The organism is Streptomyces sp. SudanB52_2052 (assembly GCF_964272415.1).
Taxonomy (GTDB): Bacteria; Actinomycetota; Actinomycetes; order Streptomycetales; family Streptomycetaceae; genus Streptomyces; species Streptomyces olindensis.
Genome location: NZ_OZ186796.1, coordinates 40,890 through 66,918, shown reverse-complemented (window position 1 = coordinate 66,918; position 26,029 = coordinate 40,890). Strand labels below are relative to the sequence as shown.

14 protein-coding genes and 1 pseudogene are annotated in these 26,029 nt (G+C 66.5%); 10 read left to right on the top strand and 5 right to left on the bottom strand.

Translation table 11 applies throughout. From position 1 onward, the window contains the following. Positions 1-1,667: 1,667 nt before the first annotated feature. The 5 genes from ACSUPV_RS00280 (at position 1,668) to ACSUPV_RS00260 (ending at position 15,227) form a co-directional block, all read left to right on the top strand. Positions 1,668-2,432 carry a transposase family protein gene (locus tag ACSUPV_RS00280; RefSeq protein ID WP_436946644.1) on the top strand — a complete coding sequence of 255 codons (765 nt, stop codon included), beginning with the start codon at positions 1,668-1,670 and terminating at the stop codon, positions 2,430-2,432. A gap of 372 nt (positions 2,433-2,804) precedes the next feature. After that, positions 2,805-3,608, top strand: a complete 804-nt coding sequence (locus tag ACSUPV_RS00275) for a class I SAM-dependent methyltransferase (RefSeq protein WP_436946643.1) — start codon at positions 2,805-2,807, stop codon at positions 3,606-3,608. A gap of 812 nt (positions 3,609-4,420) precedes the next feature. Beyond that, positions 4,421-8,083 carry a LamG domain-containing protein gene (locus tag ACSUPV_RS00270; protein WP_436949850.1) on the top strand — a complete coding sequence of 1,221 codons (3,663 nt, stop codon included), beginning with the start codon at positions 4,421-4,423 and terminating at the stop codon, positions 8,081-8,083. A 157-nt stretch (positions 8,084-8,240) separates the two neighbouring features. Continuing rightward, positions 8,241-14,735 (top strand): RHS repeat domain-containing protein, encoded by a 6,495-nt coding sequence (locus tag ACSUPV_RS00265; protein ID WP_436946642.1) that lies wholly within the window; start codon positions 8,241-8,243, stop codon positions 14,733-14,735. Between the two features lie 30 nt (positions 14,736-14,765). Next, a complete protein-coding gene (locus tag ACSUPV_RS00260; RefSeq protein WP_436946641.1) occupies positions 14,766-15,227 on the top strand; it encodes a hypothetical protein in 462 nt (153 codons plus the stop codon). A gap of 595 nt (positions 15,228-15,822) precedes the next feature. Here the strand turns inward: ACSUPV_RS00260 and ACSUPV_RS00255 are convergent. Continuing rightward, the gene (locus ACSUPV_RS00255) at positions 15,823-17,292 is read right to left on the bottom strand and encodes a UvrD-helicase domain-containing protein (protein ID WP_436946640.1); all 1,470 of its coding nucleotides are present in this window, start codon (positions 17,290-17,292) and stop codon (positions 15,823-15,825) included. 95 nt (positions 17,293-17,387) lie between these two features. Next, positions 17,388-18,353 (bottom strand): toll/interleukin-1 receptor domain-containing protein, encoded by a 966-nt coding sequence (locus ACSUPV_RS00250; RefSeq protein ID WP_436946639.1) that lies wholly within the window; start codon positions 18,351-18,353, stop codon positions 17,388-17,390. Positions 18,354-18,557: 204 nt separating this feature from the next. On the opposite strand from ACSUPV_RS00250, the gene ACSUPV_RS00245 reads away from it, so the two are divergent. Together ACSUPV_RS00245 and ACSUPV_RS00240 are read left to right on the top strand one after the other, a co-directional pair. Further along, the gene (locus ACSUPV_RS00245; RefSeq protein ID WP_031114816.1) at positions 18,558-19,292 is read left to right on the top strand and encodes a hypothetical protein; all 735 of its coding nucleotides are present in this window, start codon (positions 18,558-18,560) and stop codon (positions 19,290-19,292) included. A 130-nt stretch (positions 19,293-19,422) separates the two neighbouring features. Continuing rightward, positions 19,423-19,884: an NUDIX domain-containing protein gene (locus tag ACSUPV_RS00240; protein ID WP_051851259.1), complete on the top strand. Its 462-nt coding sequence runs from the start codon at positions 19,423-19,425 to the stop codon at positions 19,882-19,884. Positions 19,885-19,934: 50 nt separating this feature from the next. On the opposite strand, the gene ACSUPV_RS00235 is transcribed toward ACSUPV_RS00240, so the two are convergent. Beyond that, positions 19,935-22,496, bottom strand: coding sequence for a toll/interleukin-1 receptor domain-containing protein (locus tag ACSUPV_RS00235; RefSeq protein ID WP_436946638.1), 2,562 nt, complete (start codon positions 22,494-22,496; stop codon positions 19,935-19,937). Between the two features lie 95 nt (positions 22,497-22,591). Here ACSUPV_RS00235 and ACSUPV_RS00230 point away from each other — a divergent pair, with 95 nt between their 5' ends. Next, a complete protein-coding gene (locus ACSUPV_RS00230) occupies positions 22,592-22,957 on the top strand; it encodes a glycosyltransferase (RefSeq protein WP_436949849.1) in 366 nt (121 codons plus the stop codon). Positions 22,958-23,450: 493 nt separating this feature from the next. Here ACSUPV_RS00230 and ACSUPV_RS00225 read toward each other — a convergent pair. Together ACSUPV_RS00225 and ACSUPV_RS00220 are read right to left on the bottom strand one after the other, a co-directional pair. Continuing rightward, positions 23,451-23,709, bottom strand: a pseudogene (locus ACSUPV_RS00225) (transposase); the annotation flags it as partial. A gap of 222 nt (positions 23,710-23,931) precedes the next feature. Then, positions 23,932-24,492, bottom strand: a complete 561-nt coding sequence (locus ACSUPV_RS00220; RefSeq protein WP_436946637.1) for a hemerythrin domain-containing protein — start codon at positions 24,490-24,492, stop codon at positions 23,932-23,934. A gap of 461 nt (positions 24,493-24,953) precedes the next feature. Here ACSUPV_RS00220 and ACSUPV_RS00215 point away from each other — a divergent pair, with 461 nt between their 5' ends. Both ACSUPV_RS00215 and ACSUPV_RS00210 read left to right on the top strand, forming a co-directional pair. After that, the gene (locus ACSUPV_RS00215; RefSeq protein ID WP_436946636.1) at positions 24,954-25,298 is read left to right on the top strand and encodes a hypothetical protein; all 345 of its coding nucleotides are present in this window, start codon (positions 24,954-24,956) and stop codon (positions 25,296-25,298) included. A 442-nt stretch (positions 25,299-25,740) separates the two neighbouring features. Further along, a complete protein-coding gene (locus tag ACSUPV_RS00210; protein WP_436946635.1) occupies positions 25,741-25,989 on the top strand; it encodes a hypothetical protein in 249 nt (82 codons plus the stop codon). The last annotated feature ends 40 nt before the right edge of the window (positions 25,990-26,029 follow it).

The following is a 26,029-nucleotide window of genomic DNA, read 5'->3' as shown; positions in this document are numbered from 1 at the left end:
CGTGCGCGCCTGCGGCAGAGGCCACCATAGGGACTGCGACTTCTCATTTCGGTGTCACCATAAGTTCTCACTTGGATGCCATGCATCTCTGCTGGCTCGGCGCAGATTCGGTGACATCAGATGAGAAGGCTTGGTGACATCGCTTGAGAATCTCCAGCGCAGTGAACTGAGAAGCCCACGGGAGTGGCCGTCTGACCTGCAGTTTTCTATCCCACTCTTATTGGATGGTCGGTTCGGTGACTGGTCGTCCGGCGGTGCCCTGGGGCGTCTTCGCTTGGGGCATCAAGTGGCGCGGCTTCGCTGGTCGTTCGCTGTGCGGCCGGCTCAGGTGTCGCGTGCTTCGGTGTCCGGAAGATTCGGGTCGGGGTGTGCCTGCCGGTGGCCGAGCGGGGCAGTGCGGGGGAGGGGAGCGTGCCACGCGTGGGGATATTTCGGCTGCCTGGGTGAGGGCTGCTTTGCCACAGTGGGGGAGTGGCTGATGAGTTTCGGTTCGTGGCGCTGCGTGCCTTCGCGCGGCCGCCGCGTCTGCTGGTGGTGGTGCCGTAAACTAGGCGACTCGACGGTCTGCTGCGTTGCTTCGCCCACCGTGCTCTAACCTCCTGGCGCGCGGAGCTCGCAGTCCCTACGTCCATGACATACGACGGAATGACGTATTCAGTCGACGTCCTGAACCTTAGAGGTACTGGCAAGCCCGCTCCAGGCAAGATCACTACCCAGACGCCCGTCGTCACAGATCAGCCCTTCATCGTGTCACCCGACGCCGATCCGATGCCGCTGGCACCATGGATGCTGGTCCACAGATCGGCTAGCTCCGACTTCGCTCGGTGTCTCCAATTCGACGGCCTGAGACGCGGCAAGGGAGACCGGGACGCCGATACGCCCTTCATGTACGCGAGGACGGATGACGGCGATGGCGTGCCGACACCTGGTCACGCTGCGGTCACCTGGCGGACGCTGTCCCCATGGACGGCGCCTTGATCAATGCCCTGCTGGGCAGAATCGGCTCTGCAGCCTCGTGGTGGTGACGGACCCCCACGGTATGTGGGAGTTACCGAGACCATGTCCATCGGCCTGACAGACCCTCACACGCGGGGAAGCCGGGCCGTTGGGATCCTTGCAGGTGAGGCGAGTGGAACGACCCATACATGTGTGGGTAGCGGCGGGCAGGTGCTGCCGGCGCCGATCGTCGACGACAGACCCCCGCGTGTGCGGAAGACGTATTGCCGTTGAGCTTGCCCCGGTACCTGGGGGACAGACCCCCACGCGTGCTCACCTGCGGTTTTGGAGGTGGACAGACTGTCGTTTGCCTACTTTACCTGGGTGGGCTGCAGTGGGTCAGCCTTGGCCTCCTCGGCATCGGAGATTCTCGAGCGGGCCGGTGACGGGACTGCCGGACTGCAGAGTCCTGGCCGGGGAAATGGCCTGGAGAACGGTGATGCATTGTCTGTCTGGTTCTCTGGACATGGTGGGGAGCGATTATGCGGCCCGGGCAGCCGGTCGTCTGCACGACTGCCCGCGATCATCAACACGTCGGAACCTGTCAGTGAACCTTTTCCAACCTGGCTCGGTGGGTGGGTAGGTGCGCTGGTGGGGCGGTGTCCGGACGTGAAGAAGCTCCTGGTAGACGGGTTCACAACCAAGATCGCCTGTCCAACAGGAGCTTCCGCGTGCTTGTCTACCCGTCCGGCGTCGATGTGTCCACCTCGTCCTTGCGCTACCTGTCCGCTCGCCTGCGGGCCCGCCGTCAGGTACGTGGAACTCGCTGGCGCCGCGTGAGCGCGGGCCGCCAGGCCCTGCTCGTCCTGGCGCACCTGCGCTGCGGTCATACCTACGCCCAGCTCGCCGCCGGGTTCGGCGTCGGCACCACCACCGCCTACCGGTACGTCGCCGAGGCCATCGATGTCCTGGCCGCCCTCGCCCCGACTCTCGCCGAAGCGATCAAAACCGCCTCCGCCAAGGCATACGTCATGCTGGACGGCACGCTGCTGCCGATCGACTGGATCGCCGCCGACCGCCCCTACTACTCCGGAAAACACAAGAAACACGGCATGAACGTGCAGGTCATCACCGATCCCGCGGGGCGGCTGCTGTGGGCCTCACCCGCGCTGCCCGGTGCGGTCCACGACATCAAGGCCGCGCGGACCCACGGCATCATCGACGCCCTGACCGAAGCCGGCGTCGCCTGCTTCGCTGACAAGGGCTACCGGGGTGCCGGCGGCACGATACGGCTGCCCTACTGGGGCCGATGGGAGACGCTGTCCGCAGGACAGCAAACCGTCAACCGCTCGCACGCCAGGATCCGCGCACTCGTCGAGCCGGCCATGGCCACCCTCAAGACCTGGCGCCTCCTGCGCAAGCTCCGTTGCAGCACCACCCGCATCACCAAGCTCGTTCAGGCCGTCCTGACCCTGCACCTCACCTGCTCAAACTGAGGTTGGAGACAGTTCACTTCCTCGCCATCGCCGCAACCCTTATATGCCACCGCCAGCTCACCACAGTAGAGGCGGTCGCTGGCGGTCCTTCATCCGGACGCGGCGTTTCGGCAATCAGTTTGGATGGCTGTGCCTAAAGCGCTCCGCAGTGAACGCGCGCTTGCCGACCACGGTCCCCATCGTGGCCGATGGGGCGCTGGTGGAGTGGGGACCTGCGTCGGTGCGGCGTGCCGCGGTTCCCACGAAATCCGGTGGAGTCTCAGCGGCCGGAAGTGGTTGGGTCCTGCTCAATGCTGCGCTGACACGGCCCGGCACAGTGCGAGGCGCAAGGTCCGAATCGCCGGCGCGGTCGAGCCCGCGTGTCGTCGAGTGATGGAGGTTATCGCGGTGGCTGGTTATGGGGCGCTTTCCGACGTATACGAGTGGCTGATCGGGGACGACAGGTTGACCCCCGCCAAGGCAGCCGCGGTTTACTACAGCGACGTCGTGGGCTCTCTGCCGCCCAACGCGCGCGTCCTCGACTGCGCGTGTGGAACCGGCCAGCTCGCCGTCGGTCTGGCGAGTCTTGGCCTTGACGTGGTCGCCTCAGACGCCAGCAATGGGATGGTTCGCCGGACCGAGAAGGCCGCCGACGAGCAGGGTGTCTCGCTTCGAGCCCTCCGCGCGAGCTGGGACGAGCTGCCCGACCACCTGGAGGACTCCACGTTCGATCTGGTGTTCTGCGTCGGCAACTCGCTCGGGCACGCCGAGGGCGCAGCCGGGCGCCTGACCGCACTGAAAGCGATGTCGCGGCTGCTGAATCCGGGCGGACGCCTTGTGCTCCACTCACGCAACTGGGAGCTCGTGCGCTCCGCCGGCTCACGGGTAGACGTCCGCGATCGACTCATCCGCCGCAACGACCGCGATGCGGTCGTCAGCTACTACTGGCAGATCGAGCAGCGCTGGGAGCAGGAACACTTCCTTGAGATCGTGGTCGTCCAGATCGAGCCGGATGGGGCAGTGCGAGCCTGCTCGGAGCGGTTGTCCATCTGGCCCTACCGGTACGAGGACCTCGTGGCTCAGTTGCGGAGTGTCGGGCTCACGGTGCAGTCCACCACCTTCGACCCCGAGAGCGATGGATACCTGGTGGTCGCCAGCCGCGACCAGGCGCGAGGCACGTCTGAGCCGGCACCCTGATCCGCCTTTCGTCGTCGTTGCCAACCTGCCAGCTCGCAACCGCCTGCAGCGCTTCGCGAAGTGTTCAGCGCTTGAAGTGGTTGCTGCGGGTGCGGTCCTCACCCTGCATCTGACCTGCTCAAGCTGAGGTTGGAAACAGCTCAGTGTCCGGTCGTGATAAGGCTCGCCCTAGCTGCATAAATGCAGAGGCTGAGCAAGGCTCTGACGGAACGGGCCCTTCCGCGCTAGTTCATCGCACATCTCTGGCCGCGATCAGTCAGTCGGTGGTCCTGCGGGGCACCCATGCTTTGCGCAAATTCGCAACCACTGTGAGTCGACGCCTGCGCGACGCGCCGCGTCGGCGCTTGTCGTCCGTTCACTCGCACCTCAACGGTGGAGTCCAAGAAAAGCCGATCTGCAGAGCGGCGGCATTCTCAGAACCGACCCCCCGTATGCGCCTGACGGGCGTTCAGGGCCTGATGGAGTGGCCTCTGGTTGGCGCGACAGCCGCGTGGCGAGCAGCGGCAACGTCATCGGCGCGCCTGTCTTGGGCCGCGCCCGAGTGCCGCGCCTGTTCCTCAGGTCTATGGGCGTGGGGGAGGTGTATTGAGGCAGCTCAGGCTAGATTCGGACAAGTGTGCGTGATGCGGATCGCGCTTGATTGACTCGGTCGGAAACTCTGCATTAACTCTGTGCTTCCTGTGTGAATTTTGTGACGGAGGGTGGGCTCCGTGAAGCGGGGGGTGGGGGCTGTGTTCGTTCTGCGTGCGCGAAGAACGCGCGGGATGCTGCTGGGGGGTGTGGCCGCCTCGTTGGTGCTGTCCGCACTGCCGATGCTGCCAGCTGCGGCAGCGGCAACCACGCATGCAGCGGCCACTGTTGTGGACGAGTCGACCGCACTGGAGCAGGCGAAGGCTTCCGGCGAGCCCGTGGAGGTGGTAGCTGACCGCACCGAGTACTCCACCACGCACGCCAACCCGGACGGCACCTTCCTGCTCACCCAGTCCTCCACGCCTCAGCGCGTCAAGCAGGAGGACGGCAGCTGGCAGCCCATTGATCCCACGCTGGAGCGCCGGCCTGATGGACGGATCGTCCCCAAGGGCACCGCGGTCGACCTGTCCTTCTCAGGTGGTGGTTCCGGTTCCGACATGCTCCGCATGGGCAAGGACGGCCGGTCCATCACCCTCGGCTGGGGCGACCCGTTGCCCGAGCCGACCTTGAAGGGTGCAACAGCCACGTACGCCGACGTGTTGGACGGGGTGGATCTGCAGCTGACGGCGACTGCCGAGGGGTACCGCGAGGTACTCGTCGTGAAGACGCCTGCAGCCGCTGCCAATCCCGAGCTGGAGCAGGTCAAGCTCACCGCATCCGGCGACGGGCTGACCGTGGTTCCTGGTGCCGGTGGCGGTCTGCGGGCCGTCGATGAGGACGGCAATGCCCTCTTCAGAGGGCCGGCCGGGCAGATGTGGGACTCGGCCGGTGATGACACCGAGTCCGGTCCGCAGCCTCAACTCCTGGCAGCCGATGCTGAGGCGGTCGTGAAGGAGCCCGGGGAGGACGATCCTTCACAACCGGGTGAGGGAGATGCCAGCGCGGTACTGCCGGTCAAGGTGGACAAGGACACCGTGGCCGTGCACCCCGACCTGGATCTGCTTCGTGGCAAGGACACCGTCTACCCGGTGTACATCGATCCCTCCGTCGGCTTGGGCGCCCAGGAGCGCACGAAAATCTCTTCCGACGGTGACAAGTTCTGGATGTTCGACGGCGGCAAAGGCGTCGGCAAGTGCGGGACTGCCGATGGCTATTCGTGCGGAGCCGGCTATGTCGACCGCATGTACTTCGAGTTCGCGCCGACGAAGCTCGCCGGCAAGTACGTACTGGACGCCACTTTCCGGGCCCGTGAGACCTGGTCGTACAACTGCACTCCCTACTGGGTGGACCTGGAGCGCACCGACAACATCTCCGAAGGCACCCGGTGGCCGGGTCCCAAGCAGCTGGACCAGATGGGCGACCGGTATGTCTCCGCCGGGCGCGGTGGCCTGTGCACGCCCGATCAGCCTGACGCCTGGATCGAGTTCAACGACAATCCCGACGAGGCGGACGAGAACCTGAAGAACACCGTCCGCTCCTTCGCGGAGGGCAAGATCAGCCGCCTGACACTGATGCTGCGGGCCAAGGACGAGGGTGAGCCGCGCGCCTGGAAGCGGTTTGACGACAACGCCGAACTGCAGGTCATCTTCGCCTACAAGCCGGGCACGCCCACCGACGTCGGCCTCATCCCTGGTGAAGGCACCACCGCGTACTGCAAGAAGTCCTCGAGCGACCCGTTGATCGTCACCCGCAAGGACCCCATCGTGCAGGCCCGCGTCCAGACGAAGGTCGAGTCCAACAAGGGCGACCAGGAAGGATCCCTGCAGGCCGAGTACGTTGTGGAACGCGGCGACGACGCGGCCTGGCACCAGGTGTGGACCGGCCATGCGCCTGATACCGGCTGGCACCCGGACGGCACGCTGGAAAAGCTCCGCATGAGCAACCGGGCCGACGGCGGCCTGTACCGCTACAAAGCCCGCACCCAGTCCCACTGGTCCTACAGCGGAAAGTCCGGCGACCTGTTCTCCGGCTACAGCTCGTGGTGCTACTTCAAGATTGATTCGACGGCGCCGAAGCCGCCCCGCATCACCGCAGGCTCTCCCTACACCGAGTGTGTTGCCAACGTCTGCGAAGGAAAGGGCGGCCCGGGCGTGCCCGGCTCCTTCACCTTCCAGCCCAACACCGCCGACATCAACACCAGCGGCAAAACTGATGTCACCGGCTATGAGTGGAAGCTGCTGTCCACCCCAGCCAAATCGGTCGCCGGCACCCTCAAGGTCACCGTCCCGAACGTGACCCCGCCGCTGTCAGGCACCCAGGTGCTGTCGGTGCGCGCAAAGGACGTCTACAAGCGGTGGGGCGCCTATCAGGAGTTCACCTTCAAGGTAGCCACCGCCGAGGGAGCGGTGGGCCGCTGGCGCCTCAACGGAGTCCCGGGCTCTGGCACCATGACGGCTAAAGACACCGCCACCGTAGGCACGCGACACGACGCGACTCTCGTCGGAGAAGCCGGAACCGGCTGGTCGACCAGGGCCCGGCGCGGCGAAGCGGACTACGCGCTGCGCCTGAACGACGACGCCACCGACCCGGCACAGCAGACCGGCCATGCAGCAACCTCCGCTGCAGCGGTCAACACCCGCGACTCCTTCACGGTCTCCGCCTGGGTCCAGTTGTCCAACGTTTCGGCCAACCGAGCGGTGCTGTCCGCGCCCGGCACGAACGGCAGCTCTTTCACCGTGTACTACTCCGCCGCCTACAAGAAGTGGGTCTTCAACCGCGCAGACAGGGACCAGACGGACCCGGTGTATATCCGCTCGATGGCTGACCAGCAGAACCCACCACTCAACGTGTGGACACACGTGGCGGGCGTCTTCAAGACCGAAGGCGATGACAACCTCCCGGACACGGACCCGGCCAACGACACCATCCAGCTGTTCATCAACGGCCAGCCCCAGGGCGAGCCGGTGGTCCTTTCCAAGGCCGCACCCGCCTACACCCCATGGACTGCGAGCGGGGGACTGCAGTTCGGCCGGTCCAAGGCGGGCGGCAAGTACGGCGACTACCACTTCGGCCTGCTCGACGAAGCCGCAGTGTGGCAGCGGGCCCTGCAGCCGGCAGAAGTCGCGGACGAAGCCCAGGTGCTGCAGAACGGAGTGCCGGCCAACGAATTGGTCGCGCACTGGGACGCCACCACCGCCAAGGGCACCCAGGTCGCCGAGACCACGGCCTACCCGCTGTCGGCGATGACCTTGTCCGGCTCCGGCGCCACGCTGAACGAGGAGGACAATGCCCTGTTCCTGGACGGTACAGCCGGATATGCCGCCGCCACCGGCCCGGTTGTCGACGAGACCGGCTCGTTCACGGTCTCGGCGAGCGTCCGACTGGATTCAGCGGCCCTCAACGCCAAGCCGGTCGGATACCAGGCACAGGTGGCCGCCCAGCGTCTGAGCGGGGAGTCCTCATGGGCTCTGTGGGTCATGAAGCCCGACGACGGCATCTATCAATGGAAGTTCACCCGTACAGCCGTGGGGCCGGACGGCAAGGTCACTCAAAGCGCGCAGGTGCCGGCAGCGGACGTGGCCGCCACCGATACCTGGGTTCAGATCACGGGCACCTTTGACGCCCAGGAAACCTGGGAGTGGACCGACCCAGCGGACGGCACGACAGAAGCCCGCTACGGCAGGCTCCACCTGTACGTCGGCGGATTCGACCAGCCCTCGGAAACGACGCCCGGCTTCTCCACCCCCCAGCAGGGGAGCGGACAGCTGAGCCTGGGCCGCGGAACCGCCTCGGGCAAGACCGGCAACTACCTGCCCGGCGGCCTGCAGGACCTGCGGCTCTGGACCGGAGCCATGACCGCCAACCAGGTGCGCTCCCAAGTGCTGGACACCCCCGACGCCATCTGACACTCCCGTAGCCCGTTGTGCTGGTGACCGGCGCCCTGCACCTGCGCATGACCGTCCAACACCAGCACAACGGGCCCCGCTCCCCGCTTGCTCTCCGTCGTCTCAACGGCACGCGTCCGGCGCGCTGCTGCCTGGCGCCGTATCAGGAAGACACCACATGAACCCCTTCGGCATACCCGGCCCTGACCCAGGCCTCAGAAGCAAGACCGCGAGACGCTGGTCCCGCCGCCTGGCCGCAGCCACCGGACTGGCCATGCTTCCCGGCCTGCTCACACCCGTGGCGTTCGCCGCCGACACTGACCCCCTGGGCGCTCCTCGACTGAAAGAGCCCCGCTCGGCCAAGGTCAGCCCGTTCACAGCGAAAGTGAACAAGAAGACCGCCGCGATAGTGAAGAAGTCCGCAGAAGCGGACCAGGCGGCGATCGCCCGCGCACGCCATGACCGGCAGAAGCGGACCACATGGCCCAAGGCCGGCAAGGCACATCTGACCCTCCCGGCCAAGGGCACGGCCAACGCCACCCCAGGCTCTCTCCCGATCACCGTGAATGCACCGGGCAAGAGCCGGAGGGCTCAGTCCGTCACCGTGGAAGTCCTCGACCAGAAAGCGGCGACAAGGCTCGGCATCAAGGGCGTCGCCCTCAAGATCACAGGCCCCAAGGGAGGCGGCAAGGCTAGGCTGGGCGTCGACTACTCGGCCTTCGCCTCCGCCTACGGCGGCGACTGGGCCGGACGCCTGAAACTGACCCGCTTGCCTGCCTGCTCTCTCACCGATCCGGCCACCGCGAAATGCCGCAAGCGCCTCGACCTCCCATCGGCCAACGACCGCGCTAAGGGACGGGTATCTGCCCCCGTCAACCTGCCTGCCTCCGGTACACCCATGATGCTGGCGCTGGCCGCCGGAACACAGTCCGCGACCGGCGACTACAAGGCAACCCCGCTGTCGGCCTCCTCGACCTGGGAAGCAGGCGGCTCATCGGGCACGTTCACCTGGTCCTACCCACTCCGTGTGCCGCCGGCCGCCGCCGGCCCCCAGCCCAAGCTGTCCATCTCGTACAACTCCGGCGCCGTCGACGGACGCACGGCGAGCACCAACAACCAGGGCAGCCAGATCGGCGAGGGCTTTGACCTGACCTCGTCATACGTCGAGCGCAAGTATGGCTCATGCGACGACGACGGCCAGACGGACAAGTTCGACTTGTGCTGGAAATACGACAATGCCTCTCTCGTCCTCAACGGTAAGGCCACCGAGCTGGTCAAGGACGACACCACCGGCAAATGGCGGCTGAAGGACGACGACGCCTCCACGGTCACGCATTCCACGGGCGCCGACAACGGCGACGACGGCGATCCTGTCGTCGACGGAAAGGGCGACGGCAAGGGCGAATACTGGACCATCACCACCGGTGACGGCACGCAATACGTCTTCGGCCTCAACAAGCTCGATGGTGCCGGGACCGGTGACCGAACCAACTCGGTGTGGACCGTGCCTGTCTTCGGCGACGACTCCTCAGAGCCCGGCTACAGCAGCGGATCATCGTTCTCCGGCCGGGCCAAGGACCAGGCCTGGCGCTGGAACCTCGACTACGTCGTCGACACCCACGACAACGCCATGTCGTACTGGTACACAGCCGAGCACAACAACTACGACAAACTCGGCGACGACACCACCGGAACCGACTACATCCGAGGCGGCTACCTCAAGGAAATCCGCTACGGCCAGCGGGCCGGCGCCCTCTTCTCCGGCTCCCCAGCCGCATCGAACAAGGTCGTCCTGAGCCACATAGAGCGCTGCGACGCCTCCGGCACCGGCTGCGACTCACTCATCGAGGACACCCGGGACAACTGGCCGGACGTACCCTTCGACGCGATCTGCAAGGACGGCGACAAGTGCACCGGTAACACCGGCCCGACGTTCTTCACCCGCAAACGCACGACCGCCATCACCACCTACGCCTGGAACGCGGCGGCCAGCACGCCCGACTTCGAGCCGGTAGACGTGTGGGCGCTCAAGCAGCACTACCTGGACCCGGGAGACACGGGCGACTCGACCGACCAGTCCCTGTGGCTTGACGAGATCAAGCACACCGGCAAGCGCGGCACCGACCTGTCACTGGACCCCGTCAGATTCACCCACGAGATGCGGGCCAACCGCGTCGATGGTGCCGAGCATATTCTGCCGTTCCACAAGCCACGCCTGAAGACCGTCACGTCAGAGACCGGCGCCCAGACCATCGTCACCTACCAGGATGCCGATTGCGTCGCCGGCCAGACCATGCCCAAGGTCGACGAGAACACCAAGCGCTGCTACCCGGTGTACTGGTCCCCCAACGGCGAGAAGGAGCCAAAACTCGACTGGTTCCAGAAGTACCCGGTCAGCTCCGTGCAGACCACTGATCCGCGGGGCGGCTCGGAAGCGGTGCAGCACACCTACCAGTACTCCGGTGGTGGTGCATGGCACTACAACGAGGACCCGATGACTCCGGCCAAGGAGCGCACCTGGTCCATCTGGCGCGGCTTTGAGAAGGTCACCCACCTTGTCGGGATCTCGACGGGGACTCAGAGTAAAACGGTCACCGTTTATCTGCGAGGCATGCACGGTGACCGCGTCCTGGGCACGGACGGCAAATCCCCTGATCGCGATGCCCGCAAGACGGTCGAGGTCTCCGGCATCAAAGCGGCCAAGGTCACTGACTCCGACCAGTACGCGGGTTTCACCCGTGAAACGGTCACGTACAACGGTGCCACCGAGGTCACCGGCACCGTCAACGATCCCTGGTCCAAGCGGACGGCCACCCAGCACAAGTCGTACGCGGACACCGAGGCGTACTACGTGCGCACCGACGCTACTCACACTCGCACCAAAATCACCAGCAAGCTCAACCCCTACGACAGGGTGCGCACGGTGAGAACCACCTTCGACGACTACGGCATGGCCGACACCGTCGAGGACCAAGGGGACACCGCGGTCGCCGGCGATGAAAGGTGCACCCGGACCTGGTACGCCCGCAACGACAGCAAGGGCATCAACGCCCTCACCTCCCGCATCCGCACGGTAGCCAAGCCCTGTGCCACCGCCGACTCAGCACTCGACCTGCCCACTGACTCAAAGCGCCCGGGCGACGTCATCGCCGACACCGCGACCGTTTACGACGACACGACAGTCACCACATGGTCAGCCTCACAGACGCCGACCAAGGGAGACGCGACCTGGACCGGACGGGCCAAGAGCTACGGCAGTGACAACGTCCCCGCCTGGCAGAAGGTAGCCACCGCAACGTTTGACACCCTCGGCCGTCCACTCACCGTCAAGAACACCAATGGCCTGCAGGTCTCCAAAACGACCTACACACCAGCAGCGGCCGGCCCTGTAACAGCCTCCGTTGTTGAGGACGCCAAGCTGTACAAGAAGACGACCAAGGTCGACTTCACCACGGGCGCCCCGCTCAAAGTGACCGACCCCAACTCCAGGATCACAGAGAGCGAATACGACAGCCTCGGGCGGCTCACCAAGGTGTGGCTGCCCAACCGTCTCAAGGCGCTGAACAAGACACCCAACTACGTCTACACCTACAGCGTCACCAGCTCCGCGATGTCCTGGGTCGCCACGGAGACACTGAAGGGCGACGGTTCCGGCTACACCACCAGCTACACCTTCTACGACTCTCTGCTGCGACCCCGCCAGACCCAGTCCCCCACGCCGCAGGGCGGCAGGCTCATCTCGCTGACCCTCTACGACACCAGAGGCCTCGCGGTCAGCCAGCAGGCCGACATCTGGGACAGCGCCTCAGCCCCCAGTTCCACCGATGCACAGATCTCCGCTGGTCAGGCGCCGATCCAGACGGACACCACCTACGACGGCGCCGGCCGCCCGATCAAGGCAGTCACCAAGACCCACGGCACCACACGCTGGACGATCAACACCGCCTACACCGGCGATACGATCGCCAACAGTGCTCCCAGCGGCGGCCAAGCCACCTCCGTGACAACCAACGCTCTCGGCCAGACCACCCACCGCCGCGAGTACAGCGGCCCGCAGCCCAGTGGCACCGACTACACCACGACCAGCTACACCTACACGCGAGCAGGTCAGCAGGAAACCATCACCGGTCCAGATCAGGCCAAGTGGTCATACAGCTATGACCTGTTCGGCCGCCAAGTAACGGCTACTGACCCGGCACGAGGCAAGAGCACCACTGAGTACGACTCCCTCGATCAGGTCCTCAGCACCACCCCGAACGACGACTCGAACAGGAAGCTTCTCTACGAGTACGACGAGCTCGGCCGCAAAACCGGCATGTGGCAGGTCTCCAAGACCGACGCCAACAAGCTTGCCGCCTGGACCTTCGACACTCTGGCCAAGGGACAACAGGACACGGCGGTCCGCTACACCGGCGGCGTGGGCGGGCAGGCTTACACACAAAAGGTCACCGCTTACGACCCGCTGTACCGAGAGACCGGCAGCCAACTGCTCCTGCCTGACAACGATCCTCTGGTGACCGCAGGCGTCCCCAAGGCCCTCTCCTTCACCAACAGCTACAACCTTGACGGTACCGTCAGCCAGTACGACTCTCCCGCGATCGCCGGGCTGCCTGCCGAGACGGTGTCCTACAAGTACGACCAGACCGGCCACCAGATCAGCTCAAGCGGTACCACCGGTTACCTCCAAGGCGCGACATTCTCCCCTCAGGGCGACCTACGCCAGCTCGCCTTGGGCATGGACCCCGCAGCCTCGTCGAAGAAGGCATACCTCAACTGGGACTACGAGCCAGGCACGCGTCGACTGACCCGCGCCTACGTCACCGACGACGTACACGGCTACATGCCACAAGAGCTGAAGTTCACCCAGGACGACGTCGGCAACGTCACCTCCATCTTCGACGCCACCACCCAGGGCGGCACCACCAAGGCTGACTACCAGTGCTTCACCTACGACGGTCACCGCCGCCTAGCCGAAGCCTGGACACCGAAGACTGCAGACTGTGCGACCTCCGGCCGCGTCATGTCCAACATCGACGGTCCAGCCCCCTACTGGACCTCATACACCTACACCCCCGCGGGACAGCGCAAGACCGAGACCGAGCACACCTCCTCAGGGGATCAGACCACCACTTACACGTACGACGACACGACGAAGGACAACAAGCCGCACACGCTGGACAAGATCACCGGCGCCCGCACCGGTAGCTTCTCCTACGACATCAGCGGCAACACCACCTCCCGCCCCGGTCCGACGGCCCAGCAGACCCTGGCCTGGGACACCGAGGGAGAACTGACCAAGCTCACCGAGAGCACGAAGGAGACCACATACCTCTATGACGCGTCCGGCGAACTGCTGATCCGACGATCCAAGGGCGACGGCGACACCGTCCTCTACCTGCCCGGCGGCAACGAGGCTCGCCTGACGGATAAAGGCACGACAAAGACCCTTACCGGCACGCGCTACTACACCGCCAACGGACAGACCACCGCCATACGTACTGCGGTATCCGGCACTTCAGGCACCAAGCTCAGGTTTCTGGCAGCAGACCACCACGGCACGTCGAGTATTGCCCTCGACGCGAACACGTACGAGGTCACCAAGCGCCACAGCACGCCCTTCGGCGGGACACGGGGCGCAAAGGCGACCACCTGGCCCGACGATAAGGCCCTCATGGGCAAGCCTGCCGACGAGTCCACTGGCCTGACCCACGTCGGTGCCCGCCAGTACGATCCCTCGATCGGCCAGTTCATCAGTGCCGATCCGATACTCACGCTCGACCAGCACCAGTCCCTCAACGGCTACGCCTACGCGAACAACACGCCCGTCACATTCAGCGATCCGACAGGTCTGTGCATCGACCCTGGCAACGGTCATTGCATGCCCGATGACGGCGGAAAACTGGGGCATCAGAAGCCGGACAAACGTGGGGCTCCGCCGCCTTACGACGGCCCCTACGACGGGACACGAGAAAGCGTCGGTCTAGGCGGAGGAAACGGCGGAACAGTAAGCACCAACAGCAAAGGCAGTGTCAAGGTCACACTGCTGGTGGGCCCGGGGGACGATTCACGATCGACGCCTAATAGCGACATCTACGCGATGGGAACCAACCCTGCGTGGGATCCCAATGGGATCAAGGCTGCTGAAGAAGCGCAGAAGCTGGCTGCGACGGAATTCTGGAACAATCTTCCGTGTGCCAAGGGAGACGCTGCCTGGCAGTGCCAAGCGCGCAGGAGTTGGGGACAGACAGTATCCCTCTTCGGTCCTCTGGTTGGCCTGATAGGGCGCCCGGGCGTGGAGACGGGAGTCGTAAAGGTTTACCGCGTTGAAGGTCAAGCAAACTCGCGCATCAAGATCAGAAACGGATACCCCCTTATCAAGGGGGCGGACAAGAAGGTAATATTTCTCAACTTCGGCAACGCTAAAAGGGCCAACTCGTATCTTTCCAGAAGGGTGAGCCAGTACGGAAGTTCCCACACGGTCACCTTCCAGGTTGACCGAGAATTTCTGAACCATCTGAGAAACAACGCCGTTCCCGAGAAAATGGCCAGGAAGTACCCTGACAGTCCTTTGGTGGTCGATAGGAAGCACCCAGACCAGTACGGACTGCGGCCCGAGCAAACAAAGATGATGTTCGACTATATAATCCCAGGGACGGCTAAAGTCCTGGATTAGCCGAGGCGATGGGATTAAGGGGGCTGTGCGTTGGACACCTGCTTCGATGTAACCGTGCAGGGGGAGAAGGATTCCCTTGCCCGCCTGGCAGAGGTACTGGGGCGGCTCGTAGAGGACCGTCCGGGTGAGCTCGATGAAGAGAGCGAGCTCTACTGGCAAGAAGCTTTGCCGGATTGGCTCGTGTCGAGCTTTGAGGACAAAACCAGCCAGGCGAAGTCGCGGACATGGATGCGCATGTGGCGCTGGTCCTCTGAGTCGAAAAGAATCAAAATGGAAAGGGAGTCCGGGTGGGAGCTGCTGGACTGGCTCTACTGGTTCTCATCCGAGAATCAGTTTTGGCGCATCTCGGAAATAGTCTGGGGCGGGGGCGGGAGTATGTCGCTATCGATTTCAAGTGCCGACAATCACTTTCCAACTCAGGCGTTGGAATGGCTGGTCGAGAAAAGCGGGGCTGAGATAGTCTCAATTAGTGAACGCGGCGGCCCTCTCTAGTGGTTCGACATCCTAAGAGGAGCTTGAGTGGTGAGCTTCCGCAAATGTATGTAATTGCGGCGGCTCACCGTTTGTGGCGGCTCGTCGATTCAAGGCGGGCCAGCCACATCTACTTCGCCATTTGCGGGGATGTCTATGGAACTGAAAACGCGATCACAGGTATAAGGAACTCGGAGAAGAGCCAATTTGAGATGCGATCGGCTATAGCTTACGCAGGCCGAAGCCGTCGTTCGAACAGCGTCAGCCCAGGATCGCCGCGCCACAAATCGCTGCCCTTTCCCGACCTCGCCATCGTCCGAGGAGAAACGGAGGACACCGTGGACGACGACGCCTGGTGACCCGCCGTCGATGGGCACAACCTCCACGTGCCATCAGATTGTGTTCGGCGAACAGCAGCTTCAGCGCCGAGGGTGACGGGCGAAGGTCATAGTAGGGTCAGATCATCCGGCCCGCGCCCGAGCTTCACCAGCCCAGACTTCGGAGGGCCCGAGCGCCAGCCGGAGTGACACGGCACCGTTACGTCACCCGTCACCCAGAGCCTGGACCCTCAACCTTGGACCGGCGTTCCGGTTTCACTCGTGTGGCCGGGTATCGCTCAGGCGGCCGGAGGTGGGGCGAGGTGGGTGTCGATCCATGACAGGCCGCCGAGGTCGAGGTGGTGGCGGCCGCGGGTGACGGCGACGTAGGCGAGGCGGGCGTCGGTGTCGCTGACCGGTTCTGGGATCGGGCGGCCGTGCGCGTCGAGTTGATCGGTGTCCTTGGGTGGTGGAAAGTCGTGGGCGATTCTGACGCTGTGCCATTCGCGGCCCTTCGCCGTGTGAGCGGTGGAGACGGTGACGTCGGCGACCTTCTCGTCGGTGAGCTGGTTGATCGCGGCGAGGATGGCGTCGGGTCCGTGGGTGTCGACGAGATCTACGAAGGGTTGCAGGTCACCGCCGGCGGGGTCATGTCCGGCGTACTCCTGCAGTTCGCCCCAGGAGCTGAAGAGGACGAGTTCGGGGTGGGAGGTTCGGCGGCCGTCCTTGAGGTCGCGGGCCGCGAGTGCCAGTGCGGCCAGGGTGTGCCCGCCGCGGGTCAGTGCGACGCGGTGACCGTAGCCGAGCAGGCGCATGACCTCGGTCATGGCGCCGATGTTGGTGCGGCACAGCACTGCGTCGGGGCAGTCGAGATTCCCGACTTGTGCGGGGATGGTCTCGGTGCCGGTGAGCCGGATGGGGGCGTCGGCGAGCGCCAGCCATCGGTTGGCTTCTTCGGCGATCATCGGGCCGAAACGGAAGGAGCGGGTCAGGGTGAGGGGCGTGGCGTCGAAGCCGGTCATCACGTCCCTGGCGCCGCGCCAGCCGTAGATGGCCTGGGCGGAGTCACCGACCATGACGAGCTGGGCGTGGGTGCGCTGGGCGGCGAAGACTTCCTCGAGGACGGGGTTGGTGTCCTGGGCTTCGTCGAGAAGGAGGAAGTCCGCTTCGAGTCTCGGTTCGGTCAGGGCCCACATCTTCAGGTAGTGGTCGTGTTCGAAGCGGACGACACCCTGCTCGGGGTCGTGCAGGTCGGCCCAGGCCTTGCGGGCGTACGGCAGAACCTGGTGTGCGAGTTGGGCGTGCTCGTCGGCGGTGTCCAGGCCGCGCAGGTTCGGTACGTGGTGGCGGGCCAGGGTGCGGTCGGCGGAGTAGCAGTAGCGGGTCACGGTACGCAGCACGGTGTGGGACAGTGCTCTGGGGCTGATCTCGTGGGAGCCGATGCGGACCGGGCGGGTGATGCCGAGTGCCTGGCCGGTCTTCCACGCGGGCTGGCGGGGGCTGTTGAGCCGGCTCGTGTAGCGGTGGCCGACGGCGGCGTAGGCCGTGGCGTGGGCGGTCTTGCACACCACGGTGCGGGGGAAGCGGGTGGCGGCGTCCCGGGCGATGTCCTTGTTGAAGGCGAGGTAGCGGCCGCGGCGGCGGGTGCTGGCGGCGAGCAGGCCGAGCGTGCTGGTCTTCCCCGTCCCGGCGCCGGCCTGCAGGACGAGATGGTGGCCTGCCTGGAAGGCCTCGACAGCGTGGGCTTGTTCATTGGTGGGCGTGCGCAACGAGGGCTCCGTGAAAGAGAGGAGAGAGATCGAAGAGCGGCGGGAAAGGATCTTTGCCAACCGCCGGCTTCAGGCGAGGGGAGAGAGGAGGGCCGTTACGGCGCTGTTGGTACGCGGCGGTGCTGACGGCCGTGCAGGAGGCCAGCCGCGCAAGCCAGGACCTCTTCAGGGGTATGGCGGGCGAGCAGGCTTTCGAGCCGTTCCTCCAGGCGGCGGGCGCGTTCTTGTTGGTCCCGGGCAACACATGCGCTCACCCGCTGGCGGAGTACCTCCTGGGGGTGCTGGCCCATGGCGGCGGCGTCCTGGCGCAGTGCCTGGTCGGCGGCGTGGCTGAGTACGATGTTGAGCAGGACCTGGCCGTGGCGGTCGGGGTAGTGGGTGGTCAGCACGTCGATCGGCAAGCGCGTACCCAGTCGGCGCCGCAGCGCATGCAGGGCACCGCCGGGATGGCGTGCGCTGTGGAGCGCCATCAGCCGGGTGCGGTGCGCGTTCGCGGCCAGAGGCACGCCACCGCATGCCTGGCGAGCGGGCGCCGTGGCGGGGCGGCGCTGGGGGTCGTTCGCGTTGACGTGATCGTGCTCCTCCAACTGCCGGCTCAGCCATCTCAGGTCCACCCATCGGGGGACCCGTGGCGCGGCGGCGAGGGCGTCCGCAAGCTCCGTCTCCGGCAGGGCATCGGTCCGGGACCAGTCGAAGGTCTTCCGGGAAGCGTCCCACTCGAGGCTGCCGCGGGTCCATGCGATGAGCATGCGGTCGGTACGACCGTGCGCGATCCACCACTTGATCTCGTCACGAACCCAAGGGGAGTCCGCCGCCTCCGGTGAGGCCAGGACGATGAGCCACTCGGAACGGGCGAGCGCCTCCTCGATGTCCTTCCACAGGTCGGGACTCGCGCTCAGATTGGTGGTGTCACGGAAGACGCGCAGTTCACGGGGGCGGTACCAGGGACGCCCGAAGTTCTCCAGGCTCTGCTGGAAGGCCTTCGCGGCCCGGTGGTCTCTCTGGCTGTAGGAGATGAACACGTCATGACGTGTCTCATCCGCCTTGTCCGTCTTCGCCATGCGGCCGCGCTCCCCCGGCACGTCGTGCGGGAGGCGATGCCCCGGAATGAGAGTTCCCGCACGGTGCGCTCATTCAAGTTACCTTTGTCACTGTCGAGTTGGCAGCCAGTTCGGTTTGATTGCGCGTCAGGAGACTGAAGCGGACCGTGGGTGCGGTCCCGCTCCGGTCGGATCCGCGGCGGGCAGGCCGGTCGGGAGGAACGGGTGCGGGGGAATGCGGCCGGGAGACGAATCGGCGCCGGGCAGGCGTTCCGCGTCGGGCTCTCCATGATGACCGGTGCGGTGGTCGGTGTCTGCGTCTACGCGATCAGCCGCACCGGAGGCACCTTCCTGTTCGCCATCACCGGAGGGCTGGCCGGCGCGCTCGTCGCCTTCGGTCTGGACGTCTACCGGCGCTCCGCACGGCTGACCGAGGTCCGTGTCACCGTGCCACAGCTGAGCGAGCTGACCTTCGTCGTGAACAACGACGCACGGCAGGTCGCCTGGCAGCTCTTCATCGAATCGGTGACGCGTGTGTCAGTACAGCGGCTCAATGACGACGAGGGGCTCCTCAGGGAGGCCATGACCTCGTTGTACGGGTTGTTCGCGACCACCCGGGAGACGCTGAAGGTGAGCCGTCCCTCGACACAGGTGAGCGCCGGCCTCACGGTGGAGGCCCTGGCGGTGAGCTTCCTCAACGCCGAACTCCGTCCGTTCCTCTCCAAGTGGCACCCCCGGCTGCTCGCCTTCGAGGAAGCACATCCCGACCGGCCGGAGTCGGAGTGGTCGCAGGCCCCCGAATGCCGTGCGGATCTGCGCCGGGTACAGGACCACTCCCGGGAGTACGTGCTGGCGTTCGCCCGTCTCGCGGGTGTCCGGGACGCGGCCGCCATGCTCGGCACGGTGGCACCCGGGCCCGACGACCACGCCTCACCGTTGGTTCCCCGCGCGCGGGACTAGGTCGTGTCCGCAAAGTAGCGCCGGGGCAGCGATGCCGTACGGTTCAGCCGTGGAACAGCGAGGACCATGGACACGTCACGGAGGGGAGCGGCTCCTACCCGTAAAGCACTTCGGGGTACGCCGTGACGAAGTGACGCGCCCCGACGGGGAACGCGGCCTCTACGACTGGGTGGAGATGCCGGACCAGGTGCGGATCGCGGCCGTCGTCGACGGCTGCCTGCTGGTCGTCGAGCAGTACCACTACCTCGTGGGGCGACTGTGGCAACTGCCGGGCGGGGCGCTCGATCCGGACGACAAGGATCCGCAGGCCGCGGCCCGGCGCGAGCTGGCCGAGGAGACGGGATACCGGGACGGCACCTGGACCAGCCACGGCCACCTCTTCCCCCTGCCCGGCACGACTCCGGTACGGGTCCACCTGTGGCGCGCCGAGCATCTGGTCCCCGGGCCGGTGGCCCCTGAACCGGGCGAGGCGGACCTGCGTGTCCACCGCGTACCCCTGGCCGAGGCCGCCCGAGCGGCCCAGGACGGCCGCCTGCGCTGCGCCCCCAGCGCCGCACTGGTCCTGGCGTTGGCGTCGGCTCCACAGAGCTGAGCCGGGTCCGCGCGCGCAAGCCGAGCGAGCGCACCCAGGCTGCGGCGGTGTCAGGAAGCGCAGGGCAGGGCCCTCGACATGACACGTTCCGCCGGCCGCGCGCCGATGATGTCCTCGAGTTCCGCCGCACCGAGCCGACGCCCGGCCAGGCCGCACGCCGCTTGCCGCCACACGCCCTCCCGGAGGTCGACGGAAAGCAACTCGATGCGGGCCGCCGCGAGGAGCAGCATCCGGTGGGAGCCGGGGACCTCGGTCACGAACAGGTACGTGCCGGGCTCGCGCCACCCCACCTGGTCGGCCACCGGCACGCTCAGGGAGCCGAGTTTGCGGCCGGAGTCGAACTCCCACAGATCCACGGTCCCGTCGACGCGCACCCCCGTGATGACGTTCGCGGCGGGCAGCGTGACCACCTTGACGAACCGCCCGGCGTGCAGTTCCCGGCCCGGGCGCCGCGAGGCCACGTCCCACACCACGACCTCCCCGTCCTCCAGCACCACGCTGACGGTCAGGCCCCGGTGGTCCATGCCGATGTCGGCGATCCCCGCCCCCACCGCGCGGCGGTCCTTGCGCCACAGCGTGACCGAGTCGCCGTCTTCGCCCTTCACCAGGGTGACGGAACCGTTGTCGTGGCCGAAGGCCACGTACTCCCCGTTGCCGCTGACCGCCCCTCTTGAGTCCGGGGTCAGCTCGGGCACCCGTATACGCCTCAGTACCTCGCCGTCCCGCAGCCGGACGCGGACGAGCCGCTTCCGGCTCGCGTCCATCGCCAGCGCTTCGCTGTCGCCGCGGGTGAAGGACAGGGCGCTCGTCTCGTACGAAGGGAGAGGGAGCCGCGCACGCTGCTGGTAGCGGTCACCGTTCCAGACCCACACGATCAACACCGCGGTGTCGTTCGTGTAGTCGTGGGTGACGACGCGCCGTGCGTCTGCGGTGAACACCGGTCCGCCGCCGGTCAGCTCCTGCTTCCCTCCGTTCCGCGCGACGGTCGTACTGGTGCCCTGGTCGGTCCAGATGAAGGGACGCGAGGTGGAAGCGCCCGCCACGCCGCTGCGCGAGAAGGACGGGTCGTCCGGTCCCGGCAGGCGCGCGAGGGAGCGGACGATGCGCCCCCGGCGGCCGAGGTCCCACACAGCGAGGCGTTGCCCCGTGGCAGTCACGAGGCGCCGTCCCGCGTTGTCGAGCGCGAGCAGCCGCGCCCCTGGCACTCCCGTCAGGCGTCCGGGGACAGGTGAGCCGCCCGGGCGCTCGGAGAAGACCTGGACCATGGTCTGGTTCCCGACGGCCACGCGGGCACCGTCCCCGCTGACGGCGAGGTCCCATCCGGTTCCGCCGTCGTCGGCCGGGGGTGCGAAGTCGGCGACCCTGCGGCCGTCGGTCGTGCGGTGGACTCGTACCCGGCCCGTCCCCGTGTCGTCCACGTTAACGTAATAGCGCTCGTTCGCGGAGAAAACCCCTGTGGCGCCGTCCGCCGCCGGGCGCTCACGCCGGGGGAAGGACACCGCCCCCGGTTCGGCGGCACGACCGGTCGTGAGGTCCACGATGCGGGGCGCCTGACCGTACGCCCACGCGGCCACATGATGACCGTCCGCACTGATCCGCAGGTCGGTCGTCTCTGAGTCCATGCCCGGCAACCGCGTCACCGAGCCGTCCGCCAGGCGCACCCGGCGCAGTGAACCGTCCTCGCCCCCGACGACGGCGTGGGAACCGTCCGGTGTGACGGTCAGAGCGGTGAGGCGTACGTCGGTGTGCACGAACCGCTCCAGCAGGGGGCTGGCCGCGGCCGCCTGGAAGAGAGCGGCCCTCGTCTCGGACGACACGTCCACGGCGTGGCCCGCGACGGCCTCGAGAGCGGCGAGATCGAGCCGGTCCGCCAGGTCCCGGCCCGCCGAGGAGGCCAGCAGCCGGGCCGTGGCGACATCGGCGGCCCGCCGGGCCTGATCACGCTGCTGAACGGCCACAACCGCCGCGATCGTCGCCGTCACGGCCAGCGCGGTCACCGTGGCCACCGCGGCCGCGGCGATCCGTTTCGTGCGGCGGTGCTGACGCAGTTCCTCGCCGATCAGATCGTCCTTGGGCCGTCCGGTGAGGGACGCCACGAGACTGGCCACACAACTCAGAAAGTCGGCATCACGTCGCACCGTGAGCCGCTCGGGCCGTATCCGGCGCAAGTCGCCCCACCACGGCTCCGAGGGGAAAGCGCCCAGCAGCGCCGGAGGGAGCGCGTCACTGCGACGCCGGTCGAACTCCCCCCGAGCCGTGTCCCAGCTCAGTTCCCCTTCGGCCAGAACGATGTACAGCCGCGACACCGGGCGGTGCCGCAGCCACCACTCGACCTCCCGGTTCACCCATGGCGATTCCGCGGCCTTGGGCGAGGCCATGAGGATGAAACACGAGGACTCCGCGAGGGCGGACTCGATCGTGCCCCACAGACTCGAAGTCATGGGGACGTGCGTAGAGTCCCGGAAGACACGCAGGTTGCGTCGCCGGTACCAGGGTTTCGCGAAGGTCTCGACGGCACGCTGCAGGGCGGGAGCGAGCCTTTCCCCCGCCGCCTGGCTGTACGAAAGGAACGCGTCGTACGCGCACCCGGAAGCCTCTTCGCCGTCCGACACGATTCCCCCCACGGCCGCCTGTCCCCCATCGCGCGGCACTCGTCACCAGCGTACGTGCGGAGCGGTGCGCCGGGGGGCGAACGCCCCGGTGAGCGCTGCGATGCGCGAAGGCTTGGGGCACAGAGTTCCTGCCGCAGACCCGGATCCTGCCGCTGGTAGACCTCGTCATCACGCACGGTGGCAACAACACGATCACCGAGGCCCTCCACTTCGGCAAGCCCGTGATCGTGCTGCCGTTGTTCTGGGACCAGTACGACAACGCCCAGTGCATGGCCGAACTGGGTTACGGCGTCCGCCTCGACCCGTACCGCTTCACCGACACCCAACTCCACGGAGCAATCAACCGGTTGCTCAGCGATATGACCCTGCGGCGCAACCTCACCGAGGCCGGTGAGACGATTCGGGCGCGCGACGGGCTGCGTACGGCCGCAGATCTGATCGAGCGTGCCGCCACGGCCTGATTTCCCGCGGGCCTTTGGATGAGTCTCTACTGCTCCTCGTACGGAACAAGGTCCACGAAGGTCAGGAGCCCAGGTCGCCGTCAAAGTCCGCCGGTGAGGCAGATCAGCTTCAGGGGGTCCGAAGTGGTTCCTTACGTGTGTCCGGGCCGGTCAGGGACTGTCTGGTCCAGATGCACTTCTGGCAGCCCTGCGGCTGGCTGGGTAGAGCTCGTGCGCTGAGCACTCGCCTACGTTCTTTCGCGGAGCAGACAGAGCCCGTATCGGTTGGGAGGAAGGGCCGACGGGCGTCCCCACTTCCCCAAACCCGCCGTCGTCGGCGCCTGCCCCGAGCGCGGTTCTGCGATACGGCTACTGCGGCAGAACGCTGGCTGAAAGACCCGGCCGCCAGGACTGCGGCCGCTGAGCGCATCGCCTAGGCCGTCGGCGACGCCCCGGCCAGGGCCGTACGCCTGCTGGCCGAGCCTGAGGCCGTCGGCCAGTGCTGAACCCTCAACAGTTCCTCCCACACCCCGGCCTCCTGCCATTCGGCCAGCCGCCGCCAGCAGGTAGGACCGGAACCGAACCTCAACTCCTGCGGCAGGTACTCCCACTGGATTCCGGTGTAGAGGACGAACAGCACACCCTGCAGCGTCTTGCGGTCATCGATCCGCTTGCGCCCCCGGGTGCCGGAACCGCCGTTCATGCTTCGGCAGCAGCGGCTCAATCAACGCCCACAGCTCATCACTGATCTCCCACGGCTTCCGCCGCGCCACGGGTCACCCCCACAAGGACGAGATCACTTCCACCTCCACCGTGCCACAAGAAGATCATTCTGCAAGGAGGGCCGGTGACCGCGAGTGCCTGGCGGCGATCCTGTCCCTGGGTATCTCCGGCGTCAAGACGCACGACAGCCTTGGCCTGGAACCGCTCATGCATGGGATCCCGCGCCGCTGGTTTCACGGGAGAGCGGTGGCCCCGAGGGGCCGCCTACGGAGTCAGGCCTTCTTCCCGCGCCCCGTCAGCATGTCGCGCGTCCGGTCCACGAGACCGGCTCCGGGCGCGAGCAGCTTGTTGGCCGGGGGTTTGTCCGGGGCCGAGGGGTGCGGCCGGGTCGGTGCCATCTTCTTGGCCTGGCGGACCTTGTCGCCCAGCTCCTCGAGCGCTGCCGCGGGGGCCGCCTGGAGCAGCTCCGGGAAGAGGTTCCACTCCTCGTCAGTCACATGAGTGCGAATCTCGCTCATGAGCATGCCGACCAGCCGGTCGAACTCGGGGTCGTCCGCCTCGCAGTCCTCCAGGTCCTTCATGATCTGCTCGGCCCTGGAGTGGTCGTCGATCTCCTTGTCGGCGATCGCGTCACCGTTCGCCAGCATCTCGCGCACGGCCGGGTACAGGTAGGTCTCCTCGGCGACCGAGTGGCGCACGAGCTCCATGGTGACCTGGTCGGCGTAGAGCTTGCGGTTCTTGTCTCCCAAAGGCAGTGCCTCGATCCGGCCGAAGAGCTCCTCCACCTCCCGGTGGTCGGCCGTCAGTTCATCGATGACGTTTCCTATTCCCATGTCCAGCACCTCCTGTACCGATGGACAGCGGCTCGTCGAGCCGAGGCCTGCGCAGCCCTCGGGTCCCACGACCACCCGCCTGTTGACAGCCCCAGCTTGTGCCACTGCGGGGCCGCGGGTACGGCCGGGAACCCGCCTGCTGGGCCGAGAGAGTGAAAGGACGTACGCCGACAGGGGCACAGTGACAGGAGCACACTGGAAGGGTGCTGCCGGTGCTCACGAGGGGGCGCTTATCTCGGCGATCCCCCTCAGGGGCGGCCAGGCTGCGGGTTGTTCATCCCTATCAGGACCCCCATCACGATGAGCGCCACCAGCAGGGGGGCGCACGGCTGCGATTAGCAATGCGACGAGCGTTGCATCTGTCCAGTCCACGGCATGCCGCTGATGTACTGGCCTGCCGGGGAGCAGCACGCTTGCCAGGACACCGACTGCCGGTACAGCCGACCTCTACAGTCGGAGGCATGAGCACCATCCCGGACGCACAGCCGGCCCGCCCGTGGCGCCCGGAGGACGGGCCGCGGCCCGAGGCGTGGACCTCGCCCAGCACCGACCGTCCGGCGCTCCAGGTGATGTCGGCCGGGAAGCGGCGGCACGCGCCGGTCCGGGCGCGGCAGAACTGGCCCGACGGCACGGTCCGCTACCAGGTGGAGGTCGACCTGCTCGGGGACGCGAGGGTCCGGAACCTCACGTACGAGTGGCCGCAGCCCGGGTTGCGGGTGGCCCACCGGAGCACCTCGGAGCCGACCAGAGGCGTCGACGAGACCCGGCAGGGGGATATGCCCCGCCGCGGCCCTACCCCCGCATGATCAGCGCGCGGCCCTCGGCGGCGCGGATCGCGCGACCCCTGCCGTCCGGACGCTGTTAAGCGCCGACTGCGTCGGACCGACCCGGACCCCGTGACCGAGCCCACCTGGTACTACCTGCGGGCCATCCATGTCGACGGCGAGGTGGCCTGGTCCTCTCCCCTATGGGGCGAACCGAGCGCCGTAGGAACGCTGCGGTCTTGAATGATCACGAGCCAGGCGAATGACTGCGGCGTGATCCGAGGGCCGTACGCCCTCGACCGGGCTGTCACCCGTTCGCTGTATGGCCCCCTGTACCTCGGACATCATGGCCCCTACCAACCTGCGCGTGGTGTGGAGGCGGCTCTGCGGGCTCACCCGCATCGTTCCAGGGTGCCGCAGATTCCCATGTGTAGGACACTCGCGAGGGACACCTTGTTCCGCATGAGTGCAAGGGAGAAGCGAAGTGGGACTGCCCTCGAGCATGACTCTTGATGAAATGCTGGCCGCATTGACGCAGATCAAGGATGATCCCCGCTACCAGGGCGGAGAAGTTACTTCTTACGCAGTGTGTCCAGAGCCATTTGCTGGTTACACCATTACCAAGGTGCAGCCTACGCCTTCGGGCACCGAACTCGAAGTTGCCATCACCCTCACCAACATGGTCGAGGACGACAAGCAGAAACTGGCGGAGGCCTATGCGAAGCCAGCATGATGCCCGCCACCATGGTCGCCTGCGGTGAAGGTGAGGCGGG

Excerpts from the sequence above, each read along its gene's own strand:
- ACSUPV_RS00215 (WP_436946636.1), top strand. The coding sequence starts at position 24,954 with ATGAGCACCATCCCGGACGCACAGCCGGCCCGCCCGTGGCGCCCGGAG.
- ACSUPV_RS00270 (WP_436949850.1), top strand. The coding sequence starts at position 4,421 with ATGCTGCCAGCTGCGGCAGCGGCAACCACGCATGCAGCGGCCACTGTT.
- ACSUPV_RS00220 (WP_436946637.1), bottom strand. The coding sequence starts at position 24,492 with ATGGGAATAGGAAACGTCATCGATGAACTGACGGCCGACCACCGGGAG.
- ACSUPV_RS00265 (WP_436946642.1), top strand. The coding sequence starts at position 8,241 with ATGAACCCCTTCGGCATACCCGGCCCTGACCCAGGCCTCAGAAGCAAG.
- ACSUPV_RS00275 (WP_436946643.1), top strand. The coding sequence starts at position 2,805 with ATGGAGGTTATCGCGGTGGCTGGTTATGGGGCGCTTTCCGACGTATAC.
- ACSUPV_RS00250 (WP_436946639.1), bottom strand. The coding sequence starts at position 18,353 with ATGGCGAAGACGGACAAGGCGGATGAGACACGTCATGACGTGTTCATC.